A 22,064-nucleotide genomic window follows, 5' to 3' on the forward strand; every position below is an offset into this window, starting at 1 on the left:
TAAACAAGGCAAGAACAAAATAAGCAACCCCACCTTCATTCATTTTCCTGAAAATCGAGATTACTTATTATGTAAAAATTATTTATTCTTTTTTTGCTTTTCATGCAATTTCCCAGTATTTAAATAAATAATCCCTAGGAAAAGGACAGGGGTTACAACAAACCCAAACTGTGGCTTCAAAAACATCATTGCAAACATTGAGAATAGTAAAAAAACATTTAGACAGCTGACATACCATTTCCGCAGTCCATAGTAAATTGAAATCCGAAACACATCTTTAAAAGAAGCTTGCGGGTTTCGTACTTGAAAATACCAAGCATTCAGCATAATAGCTAACCCAAAAATTAGCAGAAGGACCATCAATGGAATAAACCATTTACCAATCGTTGTTTTGGCAAAAAAGAATATATCTGTCACACTGATGATGCTACTTCCTAAGCCTAGCAAGCTGATAAGAAAGCCTCTTAACCCAAACTGACGAAACTTTTGGAAAAAAGTTTTAAATGGATCCAGCTCCTTTTCTTCTTTAAAAGTATCGATTAAGCCTAAAAGTGCAATCATCCCTGCCCCTATCGGCAACAACGTTACTACAAAAAGTGGGAGGTTTCGTGGATCAATGTCTAAGCTAATCACCGCTATGAAAAAAGGAATGTTCACTAAGAGAAGCCCTAGATTACCGATAAATAAAATGTAAAGCCAGCGAAAAATTTTCATATAAATATTATTATCAAAGGTTTGCTTAGTAAACATTCAAACTTCCTCCTAATTCTTCATTCCAGATGTAGCAATACCTTCAACAAAGTATTTTTGCATTGCTAAAAAGACAATCCCTACTGGTAAAATAGAAACCACTGATGCGGCCATGATTAAGGCATATTCAGCATCAAATAAACCGACGAACATTTTCAAACCTAACTGAATCGTTTTATTCTCAGTAGAAGATAAATAAATGAAAGGTCCCATATAGTCATTCCATGTATTCACAAAAGTAATAATCGTGAGACTGGCTAAAGCTGGTTTGGTTAATGGTAAAATAATTTTCCAATAAATTCCCCACTCACTTAACCCATCAATCCGCGCACTTTCACATAGTGAATCTGGAATACTACTGTAATATTGTTTCAGTAAAAAGACTCCAAATGCATTAAATGCTTGTAATAAAACAAGTGACCATAACGTGTCAGTCAAACCTAATTGACGCATCATAATAAATTGTGGAATCATATACGATTGCCAAGGAATAGCAATTGTTGCGATGTACGTAATAAAAAGTGTATCTCTTCCTCTAAAATTCATTTTTGAAAAGCCATATGCTGCAAAACTTGAAGTAAATAGTTGAATAATCGTAATCACAATACTTAAAAATAACGTATTTTTAAAGAAAGTTAACAATGGAATGCGTTCCCAAATAACGGAATAGTTTTCTGGATGCCAACTTTTAGGAATCCATTGAATTGGAATGGTGAAAACTTCATTGTTTGTTTTAAATGATGCTGAAACCATCCAAATGAAAGGCACCAAAGTAATTAACGCAAGTAAAGTTAAGAGAATGATTACAAGGATCCCACCAGGTGTGACTTTTTCTGCTTTTTTCGTTTTTGCTTTTCGAGTATTTTCTTTTTTTGAAAAAGTTGCTTCCATCTTTTCTCCTCCTAAACTTTCTCTTGATGTTGATTCCATTTAAATTGAGCCACAGTAATCGCTAGAACGATGATGAATAAGACCATCGCAATGGCTGATGCATAACCAAAATTAAATTTGACAAAGGCTTCATTGTAAATTTCATAAACTAACACATTCGTTGCACGTCCTGGTCCACCACCAGTCATAACTTGAACTAAGTCAAAAACTTTGAAACAGTTAATTACAAGCATGATAGTCACGAAAAAGGTCGTTGGTCGTAATGAAGGTAAGGTAACATTTAAAAATTGATTCCATTTACCCGCGCCATCCATTGACGCTGCTTCATATAATTCTCTTGGCACACTTTGTAAACCAGCTAAATACAAAATCATATAATACCCCATAAAGCGCCACACACTAACGATGATAATTGCTGGTAAAGCCCAAGTAGAACTAGATGTCCAGCCAGGAGGATTTTCAATAAATAATTTCAAAAATTGATTAATTGGTCCCATCGTTGGATGAAATAGCATATTCCAAACGACCGCAATCGCAACTAATGACGTTACATAAGGAAAGAAAAAAGCCGTTCTAAAAAATTTCATCCCTCTAATTTTACGATTCAACAAAATCGCTAGTCCTAATGAGCAAATCAATGTTAACGGAACAACACCAATCGTATAGATAAATGTTTGTTTTAACGAAATCCAAAACGTATCATCATGAATCATTTTGGTGAAATTTTTCATTCCGACAAATTCAGGAGTTGAAAAAGAATCCCAACTCATAAAAGCTAAAATCAGTGAACAGATAACCGGGATTAAAGTGAAGAGGAAAAAGCCAATAAAGTTTGGTGCGATAAAAGATAACGCAGTCCACGTATTTTTTCGTCTCAATTTATTTGCTGTTTTTGTTTTTGAAGTAATTTCCATAATTGTATTCTGTTAAGTGAACTTAACAGGCCCTCCTTCCAAACTCAAGCTACATTCTTTATTTAAAAAAATAAGCTGAAATTCATTGTAGGTTACTCATTTCAGCTTATTTTTTTCATCAATCTTTTGTGTTTTTGCAGGAAATAATAGTTAGTCTATCTCTGCTTTGACACGTTTTTCCATGTTAGCAATACCATCTTTTGGTTTTTCGTCGCCGACCATAATTAAATCATGTTCTTCTTGTAATACTTTATCAATTGCGGCACCGTTTTTATCAGATGGGAATTCTAAATTAATTGTATCTGGGTTAAAGGCTTTTTGTGAGACTTCATCTGAAGGCATTCCTTTTCTTGCAAAGTAGATTTTATCAATTTCATCTGTTTTATAAGAAGGAACCACCCCTACTTCTGCTAAAAGTTTTGCACCTTCTTTACCTGAAGCAAAGTCTAAGAATTTTTGAGCAGCTTTTTGTTTTTTACTGTTTTTATTAATTGCAAAACTTGTCGGTGAGCCAAAGGTAGTTGCTTTACCTTTTTCTTGTTGTGGTATTTCGGCAATCCCCCATTCGACATTTGTTTTGCCATCATCAATGTTGGTTAATAAAGTCCCCATGTACCAGCTACCCATGTACATCATCGCCGCTTTTGAATTTTCAAATTGTGATTGATACGTTACTTTTGTTGATTTTGCTGTTCCAAAATCCATTTGTGATTGATCTTTTTGCATTCTCAATGCGCGATCATAATAAGTTTCCATATAATTGTATTTCGGTTCAATCAAATTGGCATTATTTTGAGCAGCAGCAATCGCTTGAACGGTTGAGCGCCAAGTATGTTGATAGGCACCATATACTTGTTCTTCTGGTTTAGATAATTTTTTCGCTAACGCTTCATATTCGTCCCAAGTTAAGTTATCGGGATAGGCAATTCCGGCTTCATCAAACATTTTTTTATTGTAATACAATACCCAGAAATCTGTACGGTAAGGCTGAGCATAGGTTTTACCATCGATTTCATACATCTCGTAACTTGCTTTGGCAGGTGCGATATCTAAATCTTTAACGTGATCGGTTAAATCCACCAATTGATTGCGTAGCGCGTAATTAGAATATGAAAGTAAGTTTTTCATAGTTAAAATATCTGTCGTATCTCCTGATGAAAGCATCGTTGTTACTTTTGTGTCATAATCATCTGAAGCAATGTCCACCGGTTCAATAGTGATATCAGGATTTTCCGCTTCAAAAGCTCTGAATAATTTCTCAAATTCTGGGGTCGTGTCATAATTCCAAGTAGTTACTGTTAATTTTGTTTTGCCATCTTCACTCTTTTCAGTTGCTTTCTTTTCACTTGAACCACCACATGCTGTTAAAGTTACTGCCGTCACCGCTAACAACGCTGCCGCTGTTAAGCCTTTTTTCCAAAATTTCATTTGTACTACCTCCGCTATTTATTATTTTTTAGGAGTTTTCCTCCATGAATTACCAAAAAGAATACCAGCTTTTCGCCAAACGAGTTAACGCTTCCAAATAAAAGTAGTCGCCCCAAATCATGCATTCATCGACTCCTGTATTTGTTTTTTTATCATAGACACCATGAAGCAATAGGCCGTTCGACTCTGGTCGTAAAACCGTTGTATACTTTTCCGCTAATGCTTGTAATAGTTCTAGCGCAACCTTTTCATAATAGCCATGTCTTTCATCATTTAATGGAAGCTGACGAGATAATTCTAGTAAGCCACATGCAGCAATTGCAGCAGATGAGCTATCACGTTCTTCTTCACTCCCTTCATTGAAAATTAAATCCCAGTAACAGATTTTGTCTTCTGGTAATTCTTGAATAAAGTAATCAGCAACATTTTTGGCTGTTTCCAGAAAACTACTATCTCCTGTATATAAATAACTTAACGTAAAGCCGTAAATTCCCCAGGCTTGGCCGCGAGCCCAACAAGAATCATCTGAATATCCTTGCTGTGTCTTTCCGTACAAGGCTTCGCCTGTTTCCGTATCAAAATAATACGTATGGAACGTGGTGTGATTTTCTCGCACAATATATTTTTGTGTTTGTTTCGCATGATTGTAGGCAGCTTCATAATACTCTTGCTTGCCAGTCATTTTTGCTGCAAAGTATAATAATGGTAAGTTCATTAAACAATCAATAATCATTCTACCTCGTTGCTCTGGATCGTCTAAATTCCCCCAAGCTTGAATAATCTTGGCTTTTGGTGAATAACGTTTCATTAATAAGTCCGCAGCTTGCAAGGCCATTTCTTTTGAGGCCTCATGACCATTGACTTGATAATCGGCAATGGCTGTTAAAATATACAAAAAGCCTATATCATGTGTTTCCAGCTCAATTTGTTCATCCAAGCGATGTTGAAAAGAAGCCATCTGTGTGGTAATCACTTCATCGAACTCTGTTGAATTTGTTAATTCCTTTGCTAAAAATAACATTCCTGGCCAAAAGCTGGCCGTCCAATCAATATTTTCTTCAGGATAATAAATTTGATTTAAACTTGCCGCGGGTGGAACTAATTCTTTAAATGTCTCTAAATTTCCTCGAACTTTGTTTAAAGCAAAACTGATTTGCTTCGGTAACCACTCAATCTGTCCATTTTCTGTCATTGTGTATTTTTCCCCCTAATTCCCCAAAATTACAACTTTTTCTTCAACTAAAAGCTGATTTTCTTTTAACCTAACTTTAACTGGCTCAATTTGCTCATTCGGTAGTACGCCTGTCACCAATGAAATTAAAAGATGTTTCCCTTTCGACAAGTTTGCTTTCAAATATGGCAACTCCGTTAACGGATAAAGTAAATTTGTATTCGGTTCTGTCCGAATAATCGCAGCTTCAGAAAAACCGTTGATATTTTCTACTTTTGACACACCTTTTGCATTTTTTACCTCAGCCATTTGATCAGAAACACAAGTGACCTTTTCATCGAAGAGCGGGATTGAGAAGCCACCTTCATAAGCCACTAATGCACGTTGTGTCTCAATTTCGTGGATCCGTAAATGTTGGCCTTCTAATGGTACAATTGTCGTTTTGATTGCTACATCGGACCAAGGATGCCATTGATGAATGATACGATCATCAAGAATTTCGTACTGATCATCTAATCCTTTCGTGCGGAAATAATGGTCGTCTTCAGCTAAAGCCAAGCAATTATCATAAGCACCTTCGTAATACCAATAATCACTCTTTATAGTACTGAAACCAAAATGGGAAGAATAAACAAATTTACTATATTTATCATGCGCATGAGCTTGATAATTAATAAATTGTCCCGCTGGAAACATTAAACCATGTGTCCCTGCATCATTTACTTGATAGTAGTTCCGACTTTCTGGTGAAGGTAAGTGTTTTTCTGGAAAACTAATAGGCTGTGTTTCTGCTTGCCAATAAGGATGATCTTTTGGAACCGCTAACAAAATAAATGTTTTAAAAGCCCAATAAGGCGAACCAGGACCATTATAGCCTTCGGCAAAGACCATATTTTGATAATCATAACCTACCGACAATAATCCATCTGTTGTAAAAATATCTTTGTTCATCCATTGATGAAGATGTCGGCTGATTAGACCTTTAATCTCACCCCACGGCAATGCTTCAACATCTGCAAAAACTAAGGCACTAAAAAATGACACTTGAGCAAAACGATACGTTAAGCTACGTCCAAAGGGAATCGCTTCTCCTGGCTGAGTAAACCAATACTTAAACTCTTGCGCGAACAAAGTTGCTCGTTCCTTCATAATAGCCACTCTTGCGGTATCTTCCGGGGCAAAACGACAATACAATAAACTATAATAATGAATAGCGAAAGAAACATAATAATCAACTTGTGTCTCGACTCCGTCATAATACCAACCATTACCGACATAAAAACGATCAATTACAGCCAAATCAACAGCGATCTGTTCTTTTGAATACGGCATTTCACAATGTTTCATCGCTAAATTCAGCAACACTCTAAAGAAATGCCAATTATTTGGCGGAATAATGTTTTCATTGGCTTGTATCAGCCAACTGTGTAAATTGTTTTGCTGTTCTTTTGTTAATTGGTCCCACGTTTTTTCTTTGTTTAACAAAAGAAATGTACTTAATGCTGCCATCTCAACAATCAATTGATCATAATCTTTTGTTTTTCCCCAATAAGATGAACTCTCAGGATCGGTTCCTTCGATAATTCCAGTTAGAAAGTCATTCAAATACTCACTTTCATTTTGTGTTACATAAGGACCTAGTCCCCATAATGGTCGTAAAAATGCCTCCGCATCACGTGTCCCTTTAGAATAAACCGTTCCGTGTGTCCCTAAATCCAGATGACCTTGATACTCTCGATCAAAAAACAATTCCAGTGGCGCTAATAAATCTTCAAATCCTTCTGCAACTTCTTCGTATGTTTCAAAAGGATTCTGTCTAATTCGTGGCTGAATCATGATTCTCCTCACTTTCAATTAATGTCCCTTTCAAAAAGCCGTAATATTCTCCGTAAACTGTCACTTCGTCACCAATCTTCAATTTTTTCTTTTGCTCATTAAAAACTTGATATTTACTAGAACCACTTTTCAAAATAAAACGATCACCTTTTTTTATTAAACTGGAACGACTGTCACTCTCAACAATCTCCCCTTTCAAAGAAATATATTCATTTAAACGAACGTCACCATTTTGTAATTCTGTTTCTGAATAAGACTGTGCCGTTTCCTTTAGATTTTGAAGAGATTCTTCATCAAATTCTTTTTCACCGGATTTACAACCTGTTAAAGCAAGTAAAATTAGTAAAAAAAGTGAAAATCTTTTCACTAAACCACCTTCTCCATCGAATTAAAGCGCTTTCTTTGACTTTATAGTATATTTTTTTAGTCAAAAAATCAATAGTTTTTGCTAAAAAAAAGTAAAAAAAGCTTTTTCTTGCTTTTTTTTACTAAAAAGAAATATACTATATGCTATAATAGTACTTGAGAAGGAGGCATTTAGAATGGCAACTATCACAGATATCGCAAAAGTCGCGAATGTTTCAATTTCAACTGTATCGCGAGTTCTGAACTATGATCCAAACTTATCCGTTACAGAGGAAACCAAGCGAAAAATTTTTGAAGCAGCAGAAACCCTGAATTATACGAAATATAAAACTAAAAATAAAAACAAACAGCAGGAGCAACTGACACCTAACCTTTCCGTACAAACAGCTCCGCAAGAGCCTTCGATTGCCGTCGTTCAGTGGCGTTCAGATGACGAAGAACTAACGGATATTTACTATATGTCGATTCGTTTAGGCGCTGAAAAGCGGGCCGAAGAGTTAGGTTACAATATTCTAAAAGTTTCTCAATTGGAACAACATAACCTTCAAGGGATTGATGGCATTTTGGCAATTGGCAAATTCACCCAAAAGACGTTACAAGAGTTGCAGCAACTGCATCCAAACCTTTGTGTAATTGGCAGTAATTTCCCACTGGAAGAATTTGATTCTGTAAATACTGATTTTTATCAAGCAACCGAGATTGCCTTAACCCATCTTTTGGAATTGGGCCACGAAAAAATTGCCTTTATTGGTGCCGAAGAAAGCGAAAATATGTATGGTTTCCGTCGCTATAAAACACCGACAACCAACGCTTATCTTGACATTATGCAGCATTATCACTTGTTTAACGAAGATTATTTTATCTTAAAAGAAAATGGCATGTTGGATGTCAAAACGGGGGAACAATTGACAGAAGAAGCGTTAGAAAAATGGGGAAATGATTTACCTACTGCGATTCTTGCTTATAATGACGCCTTTGCAATCGGTGTGATACATACGTTAGCCGCACACGGTATAAAGGTTCCTGAAGAAATTAGTGTCATGGGGATCAATGATATCTCTATTTCTCAATATGTCTCACCGCCGCTATCCTCTGTCCATGCCTTTACTGAAGAAATGGGCGAGACAGGCATTAATTTATTGCACAAACGAATTCAAATGCCTAGCATTCCTCGTAGAGTCCTGTTAAACACAGAATTGGTTGTCCGCCAATCGACAACTAGCCCACGCCAGAAATAAAAAATAAGGACCGCTCCTATAAAGGAACCGTCCTTATTTTTTATTTGTTTTGACCAAATAATTCAATTTGTGTTAATGCTGGAAATGGTGATGGTTCATCTGCTTGAATTAACTCTGTTAGTATCACCCACTCCGCTGCCCGTTTCGCAAAGGTAAAGCTCTGGCGTTGCTCAGTCTTAACAGTTTTAAAAACTTCATGTGTACCGTCGGAAAATTTTAAAGTCACTTGTTGCCAATAATTATCATGAGGAAAGTCCGCTCGTAATGTTAAGATCACTTTATCCAACAAGACTTCACGCCCAAATTCAATTTTTAATGCGGCATCTAATTGCTGATTAATCCCCCATGATTGATAAGGATACGGCCCATGATAAAGATTAGCAAAGGTACCGTCAATCGCATTGCAAGCAAAAAAAGTGGCATCATTTCGCGTTTCCACGTTGGCAGATGCATGAGGATACGCACCAGTAAAATGTTGTAAATCATGTGGATTTAACGCCCAATTACGATAACTCTTAATTTCTTCTTTAGTGGCAATACGCACACTTATATAAGGTTTCTTGGTTTCAAAACGATACGCTGCTCGCGCTTCGATAACGTTTTCATTTTTTATGATTGGAAACGTCCATTTTTGTTCTGGAACATAAATTAAACTGCTATCAAGCGTAGCATCTAACTTCACCATTAAATAAGTATTGGGCGTATCTAAACAAACTTGAATCACATCGCCGTCTTGTAATTGACAATCCCGAGCAGCTAAACAAACAAAATCTTTTCCTGTAATAGTTAACTCTTTCAAAGAATCTGAATCATCTATCTTAGCTTTTCTAATTTCTTGTTCTTGATTTAAAATCGATAATGAAATACACGTCATATGCTTCCCTCCTAATTTTACCTTTATTATATATTATTTTAGTAAATTAATCTATTTTTTTACTAAAATAATAACTTTAGCTTTATTTCTATAAAAGTATTTGGTACTCACTATAAGACGTAAGATTTTGATTCTGCTCTTTTTGAACACAATAAATATTCACCTGTAAACCTGGCAGATTTTCAGTAACCTCAGAAAGACTCATTACTTGCACCTCCCTTAACGAGAACTTTTAAAATGCAGACTATCTTACATTCTTTTTTTGCTATCCTTACTCGATTTTCTGCTCCTTGCTTTCGTATATACTTAGCTACTTTCTCTTAGCCCTACAAGACTCACATAATAACCTCTTTTATCCAAAATGATCGATTAACATGATCCTATTTTAATTCGCATGATATTTATGAATGATTATTGTCATTGCACGGGCTTAAACGATGGTGACTTATTTTATCTCACATATTTTTTAATATCTTACTTCAACTGACCAAAGTCATAAAAGAATCCAGAGGATCTTTTCCTCTGGATTCAATGTTATTCTATATTTTTTACTAATAGTATCTGATAAAAAGAACAAATTAATTAAGATTTATTTTTGTAATTGTACTTTTCTACAACTATTTATGATAATTTTTTTTTAATTTTCGAAAACGTAAAACAGAAGTGATAAGAGCAACTCCTAAAAATACTATACCTATCCAAATACTTACCAATACAGATTTATCGTTTTCACCAGTTTCAGGTAAATTATGTTTTGCCGTTGAAGTTGTTTCTTTATCTCTAGTTTTATCTTTATTATCTGGTTTTATTTTGGGATTAATTTTGTCTTTCGTATACACATATGTGACTACTTGAGTTTTAACCGTAAATTGACCAATAGGATTACCTTGAACTTCTTTAAATTTATAACCAGAGATTTCTTTTTTCTCTGTTAAGTAGGAACCTCCAATTTTCCCTATTTTCACTACATCATGCGCTATTGCTTGTCCCCTTGTATCCACGTACTTTACTATGATATTGCCGCTGGGAATGGGGTCATGCGTATATACGTAAGTTACGGTTTGAGGTTGACCTGAGAAGTGACCGGATACATTACCTTGTACCTCTTTAAAGGTATAGTCCGAGATTGTTTTCTTCTCTGTTGAGTAGGGATTTCCAATATTTCCTGTTTTCACTACATCATGCGCTATTGTTTTTCCCTTTGTATCCACGTACTTCGCTGTGACATTGCCACCAGGAATTGAATTGTGCGTATATACGTAAGTCACGGTTTGCATTTTTTCTGTAAAATGACCGGATGCATCGCCTTGAACTTCTTTAAACGTATAACCTGAAATGATTTTCTTTTCTGTTGAGTAAGATTCTCCAACATTCCCCTTTTTTACTACATCATAAGAGATTTGTTTGCCCTCTGTGTCCACATACTTGACAGTAATGTTCCCTCCAGGAACTGGAATTTTTTTATAAAGATACGTAATATCAGAGGTATTATCCGTTAAAGTTCCAGAACTTGGCGCAGAATCTTTAGATAATCCTGAAAAGGTGTAACCCTTGATATCTTTTTTCTTAGATGTATAGCTCTCGTCTACAGAATCTTCACCATTTGTATCTTTACCTTTATTTTTTTCTTCAGAGGCAAGTATATTTCCATTAGATGTGGAATCATTAATAGTTTCTTCATAGTGAACTGTTATTTGTGGTATACCATAGATTTGGGCAGTCATTTCAACATTATTACTCAGATTCGCCCCTGAAACCGTTCCTTTTGCATAAGAATAGCTGTGTAGTTTAGCTGTTTCACCTATTTTTGCTTTTCCAATTTTCGCTACCTGAACGGGTATAAAACCTGAAATTGTTGTTTGTGTTTTAAGCTTATCTGCCTTAATTGCAACTGTTCGAATACTTGACCAATCGCTGACTTGCTTTTCGTCTACCCAGTCACTTGTCGTTAAATCAACCGAAGTATTAGATTCATTCTTAGGGAGAGAGTATATTTTTGTTGAATAAACAACGTGTGCACCAGCTCCTAAAAGATTTAAAACAGGACCTGTTAATACCATATCAAATGTATCACCATTCGTTTTTTGAGGCAGAACAGCAAGAGTCTGCGCATTAGTATACTCTTTATTAGAACCGTTAGTAATAGAGAGCATTATTTTACCCGAGTTATCATCATCATTTTTATCGACTCTCAGACCTCTATCAAATCCTGCTTTCCCTGTTGATTCTTTATAATAGTTAGAATCACCTGTTCTATTTCCTGATAATCCTACGGTAGATATAATTGATGATGGAGCCGTAATTGTCCATTTCATACCAGTAGAGCCATCATAAACTTTCCCACCATAAATCGGGTGTAGTTCATCCTTGTTGTTATCCGTTAATTGAGTTACCCAGTGTACTGTCGTTCCTGACATTGGTGCTGCAACATCACTTACTTTCCATGGGAGAGCATCTGGATAAAAGAATGCAGATGACGTACCCATATCCGCAGGGATTATTACACTATCCTTAGAAAAATCTAATTGTGTAAGGTGCTCTCCAGTCGTCGGATCAATCCCTAAATCTGTAATAACAGGATAATATTTATGCTCCTTGTACGTCCAGCCCCATTCCGTAATTTTACTTTGATCTATATCAATCATTCCCTTATCAATGCTACTGATCACTAAGGTTGGCAATTTTACTTTTGCGGTAACTCCAGTCGTTGCGCTTCCAGGAATGATTATTTTCCCATCTACACCGCCATCCATTGTAGTTTCTTTATTGAGTTCCGCCCACTTAGCACCTGTCGTAAAGGTTTGCCCTTGTGTATAGGTTCCGGAAATATCATAATTCACAGTCCCTTTTAAACTAAATTGGGAGGTCGAACTTACACTATCATCAAAGTATTTGAGGTGCCCCGTAACTGACATATCTTTATCTGTGGTTACACTGTGCACATCTAAAATAATAGGTACACTTTCTCCATTATTATAAGTTTTGTCCTCAATCACGGCATTAAGTAGTCTTACTTCAACATTATTCCCTGCCAAAATATTAGCTTGTCCTGCAACACTTACAATGTGTGCACCAGCATCTAATGCTGCAGTTACTTTTGCATCATTAGATGCTAATGTAGAAACAGTATAAGTGGACCCATTATCTAAGACGACTGTAAATGGACCGATAGCATTAAGATTTCCAGAAGTTGTCACAGAACCGTTAGGACCGGTTGCAAAAGAAATATCTGTCAAATTACCACACCATTTAGTAGGAAGAGTGAATTTGTAATCTTTTAACCTGTTCGTTTGGTTTACTGTATCATCTAGAAAATTTACGGATAGATTTGGGGTAGCTAAATTTTTATTGATCGTCGTATCCGATTCTTTTCCTGTAACAAATCCTGTTACCCCAGTACTATTACTGATTGTTTTAGAATAGAAACCTTCATGCTCTGGATCAATTGTAGATTTGTCATATCCTTCTAAGACACCCCCAAACATTGGAGTCATCGTTCCAGGGTTAGCTGCACCAATAACAACATCATCCAAATTACCTAGTAGTATTGGTTCATTACCAACTGAGCCGTCATAATATTGAGGTATCAAGGTCAAGTCTGGAGTAAAATGATAAGTTCCTGAAGCTGTTCCTGTCTTAAAGTAACCATAAAGGTACATAAATGCTTCATTATATGAAAAATACCCTCCCCCTGTAACATTAGATACAATAATATCCCCTCCTGCACCATTAGGCTGAGAAAGTCCATCAGGAATATTGGGAATTGCACTACCGTCGTCTGGGACATTTTCATTTGTATCTCGATAATCCGCTAAATGTCCTCCCACCAATACGAAGCCAGAAGGCACGTGAATGATACCCTTTACTTTGACATGTTGGGCTTGAGTAATTCCCGCACTCGAAGCTGTAAAATCTGGATCAGTTTTTACCCCCAAAACAAAATTATAAATAGAGTTTCCATCTGCCGTATAGACATTATTTGCGACCGCGGTATTATGAGTCCTTGCAGTAGCAATAGACGTTATAGGATTAGTAACTACTATAGAACTATTTAAAGTCTGTCCACCACCTTCTACTGTAATAGGTAATGTTGTACTGCCAGGAGAAAATTGATGATTGTCTCCCTGATCTGACATATAATATGAAATATTGAAAGATTGTACACCTGGCGTTGAAAAAGTATAGGTGAGGTTCGTCCCTCCATTAACCGAAGTTTTGGTTACTGTAGCCCCACTAGGTATATCGTAAGTTTCTATAGTTAAACCACTAGGGACAGTAATTTTAATTTCATCCCCAGTAATAACTGAAGCTGAAACTGAAAATTGCCTCGTACTTGAAGCATTATTTGGCCACCCTACACCATCAGAGGTCAATGTGTAAGCAATCGTATTCTCTACACTTTGAGTACTCGTATCCATATCTAAAGTTAGCCCAGACATTTTTACTGGTTGAATATCCTTCATACTGTTGATACTTTCAGAAGTTTGTTTTGTTGACGTCAAACCTTGGTCCTGTGCTATATCTTCTTTAGAATTTGCTTGAGTGGTATACTGGTCTGTTATATGTTGAGTTCCACTAGTTGTTGAATTTTCTGTTCTATCTGCTGGCGAGTTAGCAATCGCATCTGCAGTTACAACTAAATTAGGTGAACCAAAGAGTACCGTAATTGTCACTATGCTCGATACAAAACATTTTTTACTCGTCTTATACAATCTAAACCTGATATTATTTTTCATATTTATTCCTCTCTTTTTATTTCATTTATTTTTTCTTTGTTATACTCTAATAAAGAATCTCTCTCTTAGAGAATAATAACCGTTCTAATTAACTAGTCTATATCATTAAAACTCTCGAGAAAATTATTTTCATGTCAAAATATTCTCGTTTTATGTTCAAATTAAATTGTCTTATGTAAGGGGGAGGTGTCTTTTTATAAACGAAAAAAGATGTTGGTAAAAATACCAACATCAGACAATATAGAGTTGCTTTAATCCATTATATCGAAAGGATTTTTTACCGTTAAAGCTATCTCTCTCATACGTAGTACACATTCTTTTGTCAAAATCTTTTTTTAGATTCCAACTAACTAAAGTCAATAATCACCAGCGTTCACTTCAACTGATGTCCCACTCTCTAAAACTTACTTTTCGATACTTGCGAGTATCTTCTCTGTGTTCATATAACGAAAATCTTCTTGATCGATAAAAACAACCTGCCCCTGACAACCTTCTAAATATTTTTCCACTTTTTCTTTGACACGAGCGACTTGTGGGGTCAACATTAACACATCATACTCTTTATAACCAAGTTTTTCCTCAATCCGACAAACAGGTGCATAATCTAAATCATAAGATAACTCTTTTTCCCTAATTGCTTCAAGTAATTTTGAAACTAACAGCGATGCACTAATTCCCGTCTCACAAATAATCAATATGTTTTTGCTCATAAACTTCTCCTCATTCATGAAATATTTTTATCTAGCAAATCCGATTGGTGAAAATGCTACATAGGTTAGGATAACCACGACAACTAATATACTTGCGACAAGTTTTGTATGTTTCCAAGGTTCAATATTTACTTTCGTATCAAAAGAATTTAAAACAAATTCGCCATCTGGTTTTATTTTAGAAACTACTATTAAAATAAGAATGTCTAAGAAGAAGAGCAGGCTTAAGACATATAAAAAATGGATATCTTTCAAAAATACTTTTGATAGCGCATACAAAACAATATGGATAGCAATTGTCATTTTTGCTCCAAAAGCAGTTGCTTTTTTGGAATAAAATGCAAAAAGTATAATCACTAACAATGGCATATTGTATAATCCATTAAACTCTTGAACAAATTGATACAATCCAGCTGGTGCAAAAGAAATAAACGGTGCAACGATAATTGAAATAATCCCTACAATAACTGTAACTGTTTTTCCCGCACGAGCAATTTGTTTGTCATCTGCTTTCTTATTGATAATTGGTTTGTAAAAATCTAGCGAAAATAGAGTAGAGGTTGCATTTAAAGCCCCCGCAAAGGAAGATAAAATTGCCCCAAAAATAACTGCAGCAAAAATGCCGAAAAGCATTTTTGGTAAAACTTCAGTTACTAAATATGGATATGCGTTATCAGGATTGGACATCAACGCATCCCCAAAAAGATTTCTTGCAACAATTCCTGGAAATACTAAGAATAATGCGCCAAACACTTTGAAAATCCCCACTAAAAAAGCCCCTTTTTGTGCTTCTGCTAAATTTTTTCCTGAAAGTGCTTTTTGAACAATCATCTGATTGGTACACCAGAAATACAAATTATTAAACAACATCCCTGTAAATAATGTTGGCCATGGTACAACAGCAGAATCAATTGCACCTACAGAGTTCAGTAACCATGGTGTGTTTTCAACAACCTGTTCAATCCCACCAATAAAACTGCCATCACCCAGTTTCATTAAACCTAGTATTGGAACCAACAAACCACAAACCAATAAACCAACGCCATAAATCGAATCGCTATTGGCACTTAAAGATAGGCCGCCAATCAGCAGATAAAGAATCCCAACAATACCAATCACCATCGCCACAAGAATGATTGCGACAATAGGTTCGACACCCAACAGCTCATCAATATGAAAAATCTTATTGAATACTAGTGACCCAGAATAAAGAACTACTGGTAAAAAAGAAATCATATAGGTAACAATAAACAAGATTGAAATAATTCGTTTTGTAACTGTATCATAACGAATTTCAATGAAATCTGAAACCGTATTAATACCGTATTTAAAATATTTTGGTAAAAAAATGACTGCCAATGCGACAATTGCAATTGCAGCAGTTACTTCCCAAGCCATTACTTCCATTCCTGCATGATAGCTTTGACCGTTTTGTCCAACAATTTGCTCTGTGGATAGGTTGGTCATAATAATTGTCCCAGCAATCGGTAAGGCTGTTAAGCTTCGGCCACCCATGAAGAAACCTTCTGATCCAGAAGTATCTACACTTCTGGATCGAGAATAGGCAAAAATCCATACGCAGATGACAATTACTAGGAAACTGATTATTGAAAATAGATTCATTGTCTAGCTCCTTCTCGATTAGATTAAAGATCGGTGACCTTTCGGATATAGTTTCGCGCTTTGACGGCATATTCAAACGGATTGGCTTTGGCAGGATCTTGTTCCGCTTCAACTACAATCCAACCTTTATAGCCACTCTCTTCGATTGCTGACCAAATTGGTTTGAAATCAATCATACCATCCCCAGGGACTGTAAAGACGCCTTTTTTCACGGCCTTTAAGAAGCTATCTTCTTCTGTTCTGACTTCCTCTGCCATTTGTTGGCGAATATCTTTGAAGTGAATGTGTTTAATCCGGTCTTGATAGCGCTGATAGATTGCGATTGGATCTTCTCCTGAGAAGACAAGATGTCCAGTGTCAAACAATAATTTAACTTTTGTCGGATCCGTCATTTTCATTAATCGATCGATTTCTTCAGTCGTTTGGACTCCTGTCCCCATATGGTGATGGTAAACAATCTCCATACCTTTTTCATGTGCCAAGTCTCCTAGTTTTTCTAATCCTTCAGCTAGTTTTTGCCACTCTTCATCAGAAAAAATTGGTTTCTCATTAAAAACAGGAGCCGTCATAATTCCTTGTATGCTGTGTCCTTGTTCAGCCACAACAATAACCTTAGCATCCATTGCATGTAAGAAATCTCGATGTTTTTTGAAGTCTTCCGCGGTTTCTTCGAAAGGTTTTGTTGTTAAAAATGTACTAAACCAGGCACTCGCTACTTTTAGTCCACGAATATCTAAATATTGTTTTAAAACCTGTGGATCTTTTGGATACTTGTTGCCAATCTCCGTACCTTTGAATCCAGCTAGCGCCATCTCACTAACGCATTGTTCAAACGTATTTTCGCTTCCTAGCTCTGGCATATCATCATTTGTCCATGCAATCGGCGCAATAGCTAGTTGAATTTGTTTCGCCATTATGTCACTCTCCTACTTCATTTATAGTTGTACCAAACGATTCGTATCAAATGATTCTTGACAAGCTAATGCAATTTTTGTTGATTGTAGACCATCTTCTGCATTAACTGCTGGTTGACGTTTTTCTTGAATACAGGAAATAAATTCTTGTGCTTCTCGAATGAACGCTTCTCTAAATCTTTCTGGAAAGTTTTGAGAGCAAGGTCGCACAATCCCTTGATTATTCATAACAGTCACTAAATTTTTTTCAGGTACTTGCGCTACTCGTAATATCCCTTTGGTGCCCATGATTTCTGTTTCGACATGGTAACCATGTGTAGCATTTCTTCCAGCAACTAGTAAAGCCATTGTTTTATCTTTAAGACTCATCATAGCTGCTCCGGTTTCCAATTCACCGACTTGATCTAATTCTGGATATGCAGCATTTTTACCAATTGCCCAAACTTGTTCTACCTCTTGACCAGTAAACCAACGAACCAAATCAATATCGTGAATCGCCATATCTAGAAATAAACCGCCACTATCATTGTTCATTGCAAACTTAACGAAGCTTTCCAGTCCATCACTCGGATCAATTCCATAACAACGGATTAACGTGACTTCCCCAATTTCCCCATCTTCTACCATTTTTTTCGCATACTGATAAGATTCATCGTAACGGCGCATGAAACCTAACATAAATACTTGCTCGGGATATTTTTCAATAACCTCTTGTGTTTTTTTTATGTCCTCAATTTCAATTCCCAATGGTTTTTCAGTAAATACGTGTTTCCCATTTTCCATAGCTAAACGGACTTGTTCACAGTGGAATCCTGAAGGTGAAACAATAAAAACGGCATCAATTACAGCGCTTTGAACCATTTCTTCATAACTAGAAAACGTATACTTAACACCTAACTCCTTCTGTGCAAATGCTAATTCTGATTCAACTAAACTACAGGCGGCCGTAAGCTCACAGCCACTAACAGCAGAAGATAAATTTTTTGCATGTACCTTGCCTAATCTACCTAATCCTACGATTCCTACTCTAATATTTTCCACAAAACCCCTCCTTTTTTTAAGAATTATTTGGTATATAACGCTGGTTGTTCATCTATTTCAATCATTACTTTTTCCCCTGACTCACGAGACTCATGACAAGCCATCATTGTGATTGCTGCCACGTAGCCATCCCAAGCAGTTGGACCAACAAGTTTATCGTTTTTAATTGAATCAACCCATAACTTAAATTCGTAATCATACGCATCTAAAAAACGCGTTTGCCAGTCGGGCGAAATTGGTGTGTAATTTTTCTCCGCAGCTTTAATTTTGGTATAGGCTGGATCCGTCATTCCGACTTCTGCCGTTTCAAAAACTACGTCACACTTAATGTCGTAGCCAAAACGACAATTAACAAAAATTTCTAAATCAATTGTTACACCTGATTTCGTCTGGAAAATCAGTAATTGAGGATCATGTAAATCTGCATGTGTATGGCTGGTTTTCTTTGGTAAAATCATTTGCACTGAGGCATAATCTTCGGCTAATAGCCAACGAAGAACATCAATTTCATGGATTGCAGTATTACTGATTGCCATTGGCGTCTTATAATTTTCATCAGCGCTTGGATTTCTATGCGCACAATGGAGCATCAGAGCTTCACCATACTGTTTTGATTCAATTGCTTCTTTCAACTCAATGTAGCCACGATCGTATCGACGCATGAAGCCCACCTGTACCAATTTTTTACCATAAGCGACTTCTGCATCTACAATTCGGCGACATCCTGCGGCATCCATTGCTAATGGTTTTTCGCAGAATACGTATTTTCCATGCTTGATTGCTTCCAAGACATATTTTTCGTGTGTTGGGTCCCAGGAAGTAACAACAACAACTTCCACTTCTTCAGAAGCAATTAATTCTTCGCCTGTTTTGAAAAATTGAGCCCCAATCTCCTCAGCAATTTTGCTTGCCGCTTCAACATTAATATCTGATACTGCTGTTACAAAAGCGCCTTGTGTCTTGTGATTAATTCTGTTAATATGTTCGATTCCAATCGCCCCTGTACCAATTACGCCTACTTTTACTTTCAATTATTTGTCCTCCGATTTCTTTATTTTATGCGTATTATGTATACGCTTACAATTTTATTTAGTCAATCATTATTTTCAGAAAGTCATGTCTTATATTTGTACTAATAAAAGATACTTTCACCGCTTTAATCATAGAATCCTCGAAGCTCCTTTGACAGAGCTTCGAAGTAAAACTAGTTTATTTCGCTAGGAGCGTATCGAGCGGTCACAACTTTTCGATGTGTATAAAATTCTACACTGTCTTTTCCGTTGGCGTGTAAGTCACCATAGAAAGAGTGTTTCCAGCCGGAAAAAGCAAACCAAGCCATTGGTGCTGGTACACCTAAATTGATGCCTAACATTCCTGCATCAACATTCTCTCTAAAGTAACGGATAGCTGAAGCATTACTCGTATAGAGGCATGAACCGTTAGCAAATTCTGATTGATTGGTCAGTGTAACTGCTGCTTCTAGATTTTTCACTCGAACAATTGAGGCAACGGGTGCAAAAATTTCATCTTGCCAAATCTTCATGTCCATCGTGACACGATCAAAGATCGTAGGTCCCACGAAGTAGCCTTTTTCAGGAATATTTTCACGGCCATCTAACAATAAGTCCGCTCCTTCATCAATACCTTTTTGAATGTAATCAAATGTTCGTTGCTGCGCCTCTTTTCGAATCACGGGGCCTAAAAAGACTCCTTCTTCCAGACCATTTCCAATTTTTATCGTCTGTGCTGCAGCCTTAAATTTTTCAACGAATTGATCTGCAATAGTTTCTTCTACAACGATCACCGAAGCAGCCATACAGCGTTCACCGGCTGATCCAAAAGAGCCACCGATAATGTCTTTTACTGCACGATCAAGGTTGGCATCTTTTAAAACGATAACATGATTTTTTGCGCCAGTTAGTGCTTGGACTCGTTTCAGATTTTTTGTTCCTTCTTTATAGACATATTCACCAACATTTTTTGAGCCCACAAAGCTAATTCCTTTTACTAATGGATCACGCAATAAAGTATTAACAACATCGTGTGCCCCATAGACAACATTAAAGACGCCACTTGGAAATCCTGCTTCTTCTATTAATTCAACAATTTTTTCCATCAATAATGGCGTTTTTTCGGAAGGCTTCAGCACCACCGTATTCCCTGCTGCTAACGCCATTGGGAAAATCCAAAACGGTACCATCATCGGAAAATTGAAAGGAGTAATTCCCCCAACAACACCGATGGGATAACGGTAATTGGTAATTTCAATATCTGTAGCCGCTGTGGATAGAGAATCACCCATTATTAAATTCGTAATGCTCGCTGCGTGCTCGACATTTTCAATCCCTCGCTGAACCTCACCTAATGATTCTGACAAAGATTTTCCATTTTCAAGCGTAATTAATCGTGCTAGCTCTTCTTTATTCGTCATCAATAAATGATGCAATTTGAAAAGATAGCGGCCACGAACTGGAACACTTACTTTTTTCCATGTTTGAAAAGCCTCATCCGCTACTCTGATTGCTTCTGCAGTTTCTGCTTCACTAGATAATGGAACATTTACTAATGCTTCTTCTGTTGCCGGATTGACCACTTCTTCAAATTCAGTGGCTGCACTTGTTACCCAGCGGCCACCTATATAATTCTTTAAAAATCGAGTCATTTATTTTCCTCCTAAAAAAGTCTACTTATTTTTTTGTTTCTAATTGTTAGTCAATTCGTTCCGATTTAAAATCCACTCGTGTTTTTTCTCGTTATGAAACTTCCAAATTCGTTCAGGTCCTGCCATCACATTTAAATAATAAGAGGTGTAGCCATCTGGCACGCCGACAGGATGATATCCCTTAGGTACCTCCACAACATTTTGATGCTCTATAGTCATCGTTTCATCTATAGAACCATCCTCTGTATATACTCGTTGGAAAACAAATCCTTGCTCTGGATTCAGCTCATGATAATACGTCTCTTCTAAATAAGATTCGTCAGGTAAATTTTCTTGGTCATGTTTGTGTGGTGGATAGCTAGAAAAGTTACCACCTTCAGTGTAGACTTCAACCACCAACAAACTACTGGCAGTATCGACATTGTCTGGTAAAATATTATGCACTAGTCGTTTATTCTGATATATCCCTCGTTTTTCAACCGTATTTTCCTCAGCGGTAATCACGTGCACTGGCAACTTTTTTTTAGCTGGCGAATAACAAAGGGCCAAACGAACAGTATCAGAAGTTGCTATTAGTTCAAACGACGTTTTTGCTGGAATATAGATACTATCTGTCGGAATTTTTTCAAAAACAGAGGTTCGTTTACCTAAATTCTCGTACCATTTATCGCCCACCTTAACATTGATTTTGCCAGTTAATACGACGATACAAACTTCCAGTTCATTACCAGCTTCTTGATACATTGCTCCATTATCTAATTCAAGAACTTGAAACTCAATATACTGTAAATCAGTGTTGTTTTTTCGAATATTTTGAACTTGTCGAACACCGGGAGCTAGTTCTTTTATCAACGGTTGATGTTTCAATGTTTTTTTCAATTCATTCGCTCCTAACTTTTTGGTTGTATAA

At 36.5% G+C, this 22,064-nt stretch carries 17 protein-coding genes; 1 reads left to right on the forward strand and 16 read right to left on the reverse strand.

Features of this window, described 5'->3' with window-relative positions:
• Positions 1–78: 78 nt before the first annotated feature.
• The 7 genes from IGL48_RS09450 to IGL48_RS09480 all read right to left on the reverse strand — a co-directional run bounded on the left by IGL48_RS09450 (position 79) and on the right by IGL48_RS09480 (position 7,357).
• A complete protein-coding gene (locus IGL48_RS09450) occupies positions 79–750 on the reverse strand; it encodes a hypothetical protein (protein WP_002384277.1) in 672 nt (223 codons plus the stop codon).
• A 12-nt stretch (positions 751–762) separates the two neighbouring features.
• Positions 763–1,680 (reverse strand): carbohydrate ABC transporter permease, encoded by a 918-nt coding sequence (locus tag IGL48_RS09455; protein WP_002383582.1) that lies wholly within the window; start codon positions 1,678–1,680, stop codon positions 763–765.
• Positions 1,653–2,555, reverse strand: coding sequence for a carbohydrate ABC transporter permease (locus IGL48_RS09460; RefSeq protein ID WP_002356840.1), 903 nt, complete (start codon positions 2,553–2,555; stop codon positions 1,653–1,655). Before IGL48_RS09460 ends, IGL48_RS09455 begins: the two co-directional genes overlap by 28 nt.
• 150 nt (positions 2,556–2,705) lie before the next feature.
• Positions 2,706–3,983 carry an ABC transporter substrate-binding protein gene (locus IGL48_RS09465; protein ID WP_002384276.1) on the reverse strand — a complete coding sequence of 426 codons (1,278 nt, stop codon included), beginning with the start codon at positions 3,981–3,983 and terminating at the stop codon, positions 2,706–2,708.
• 49 nt (positions 3,984–4,032) lie between these two features.
• Positions 4,033–5,175 carry a glycoside hydrolase family 88 protein gene (locus IGL48_RS09470; protein ID WP_048949330.1) on the reverse strand — a complete coding sequence of 381 codons (1,143 nt, stop codon included), beginning with the start codon at positions 5,173–5,175 and terminating at the stop codon, positions 4,033–4,035.
• A gap of 15 nt (positions 5,176–5,190) precedes the next feature.
• Positions 5,191–6,990 carry a DUF2264 domain-containing protein gene (locus IGL48_RS09475; protein ID WP_002359866.1) on the reverse strand — a complete coding sequence of 600 codons (1,800 nt, stop codon included), beginning with the start codon at positions 6,988–6,990 and terminating at the stop codon, positions 5,191–5,193.
• Positions 6,971–7,357, reverse strand: coding sequence for a hypothetical protein (locus IGL48_RS09480; protein ID WP_002356835.1), 387 nt, complete (start codon positions 7,355–7,357; stop codon positions 6,971–6,973). Before IGL48_RS09480 ends, IGL48_RS09475 begins: the two co-directional genes overlap by 20 nt.
• Positions 7,358–7,532: 175 nt before the next feature.
• On the opposite strand from IGL48_RS09480, the gene IGL48_RS09485 reads away from it, so the two are divergent.
• Positions 7,533–8,594 (forward strand): LacI family DNA-binding transcriptional regulator, encoded by a 1,062-nt coding sequence (locus tag IGL48_RS09485; protein ID WP_002356832.1) that lies wholly within the window; start codon positions 7,533–7,535, stop codon positions 8,592–8,594.
• Positions 8,595–8,634: 40 nt separating this feature from the next.
• Here IGL48_RS09485 and IGL48_RS09490 read toward each other — a convergent pair whose 3' ends face one another.
• The 9 genes from IGL48_RS09490 to iolB all read right to left on the reverse strand — a co-directional run bounded on the left by IGL48_RS09490 (position 8,635) and on the right by iolB (position 22,033).
• On the reverse strand, positions 8,635–9,468 hold the full coding sequence (locus tag IGL48_RS09490) for a hypothetical protein (RefSeq protein ID WP_002384274.1): 834 nt from the start codon (positions 9,466–9,468) through the stop codon (positions 8,635–8,637).
• A gap of 617 nt (positions 9,469–10,085) precedes the next feature.
• Positions 10,086–14,204: a MucBP domain-containing protein gene (locus IGL48_RS09495; protein WP_002384273.1), complete on the reverse strand. Its 4,119-nt coding sequence runs from the start codon at positions 14,202–14,204 to the stop codon at positions 10,086–10,088.
• 404 nt (positions 14,205–14,608) lie between these two features.
• Positions 14,609–14,932 (reverse strand): PTS sugar transporter subunit IIB, encoded by a 324-nt coding sequence (locus IGL48_RS09500; protein ID WP_002356829.1) that lies wholly within the window; start codon positions 14,930–14,932, stop codon positions 14,609–14,611.
• Positions 14,933–14,941: 9 nt separating this feature from the next.
• Entirely contained in the window at positions 14,942–16,537 is a 1,596-nt protein-coding gene (locus IGL48_RS09505) for a solute:sodium symporter family transporter (protein WP_002388280.1), read from the reverse strand.
• Positions 16,538–16,560: 23 nt separating this feature from the next.
• Positions 16,561–17,451: a myo-inosose-2 dehydratase gene (iolE, locus tag IGL48_RS09510; RefSeq protein WP_002384271.1), complete on the reverse strand. Its 891-nt coding sequence runs from the start codon at positions 17,449–17,451 to the stop codon at positions 16,561–16,563.
• Between the two features lie 21 nt (positions 17,452–17,472).
• A complete protein-coding gene (iolG, locus tag IGL48_RS09515; RefSeq protein WP_002384270.1) occupies positions 17,473–18,492 on the reverse strand; it encodes an inositol 2-dehydrogenase in 1,020 nt (339 codons plus the stop codon).
• A 23-nt stretch (positions 18,493–18,515) separates the two neighbouring features.
• Entirely contained in the window at positions 18,516–19,523 is a 1,008-nt protein-coding gene (locus IGL48_RS09520) for a Gfo/Idh/MocA family protein (protein WP_002364407.1), read from the reverse strand.
• Between the two features lie 173 nt (positions 19,524–19,696).
• Positions 19,697–21,154 carry a CoA-acylating methylmalonate-semialdehyde dehydrogenase gene (locus IGL48_RS09525; protein ID WP_002366984.1) on the reverse strand — a complete coding sequence of 486 codons (1,458 nt, stop codon included), beginning with the start codon at positions 21,152–21,154 and terminating at the stop codon, positions 19,697–19,699.
• 39 nt (positions 21,155–21,193) lie between these two features.
• Positions 21,194–22,033 (reverse strand): 5-deoxy-glucuronate isomerase, encoded by an 840-nt coding sequence (gene iolB / locus IGL48_RS09530; protein WP_002384268.1) that lies wholly within the window; start codon positions 22,031–22,033, stop codon positions 21,194–21,196.
• Positions 22,034–22,064 lie beyond the last annotated feature (31 nt).

Origin of the sequence: Enterococcus sp. DIV1090 (genome assembly GCF_050537975.1) — a bacterium.
In the GTDB taxonomy this organism is placed as follows: Bacteria; Bacillota; Bacilli; order Lactobacillales; family Enterococcaceae; genus Enterococcus; species Enterococcus faecalis.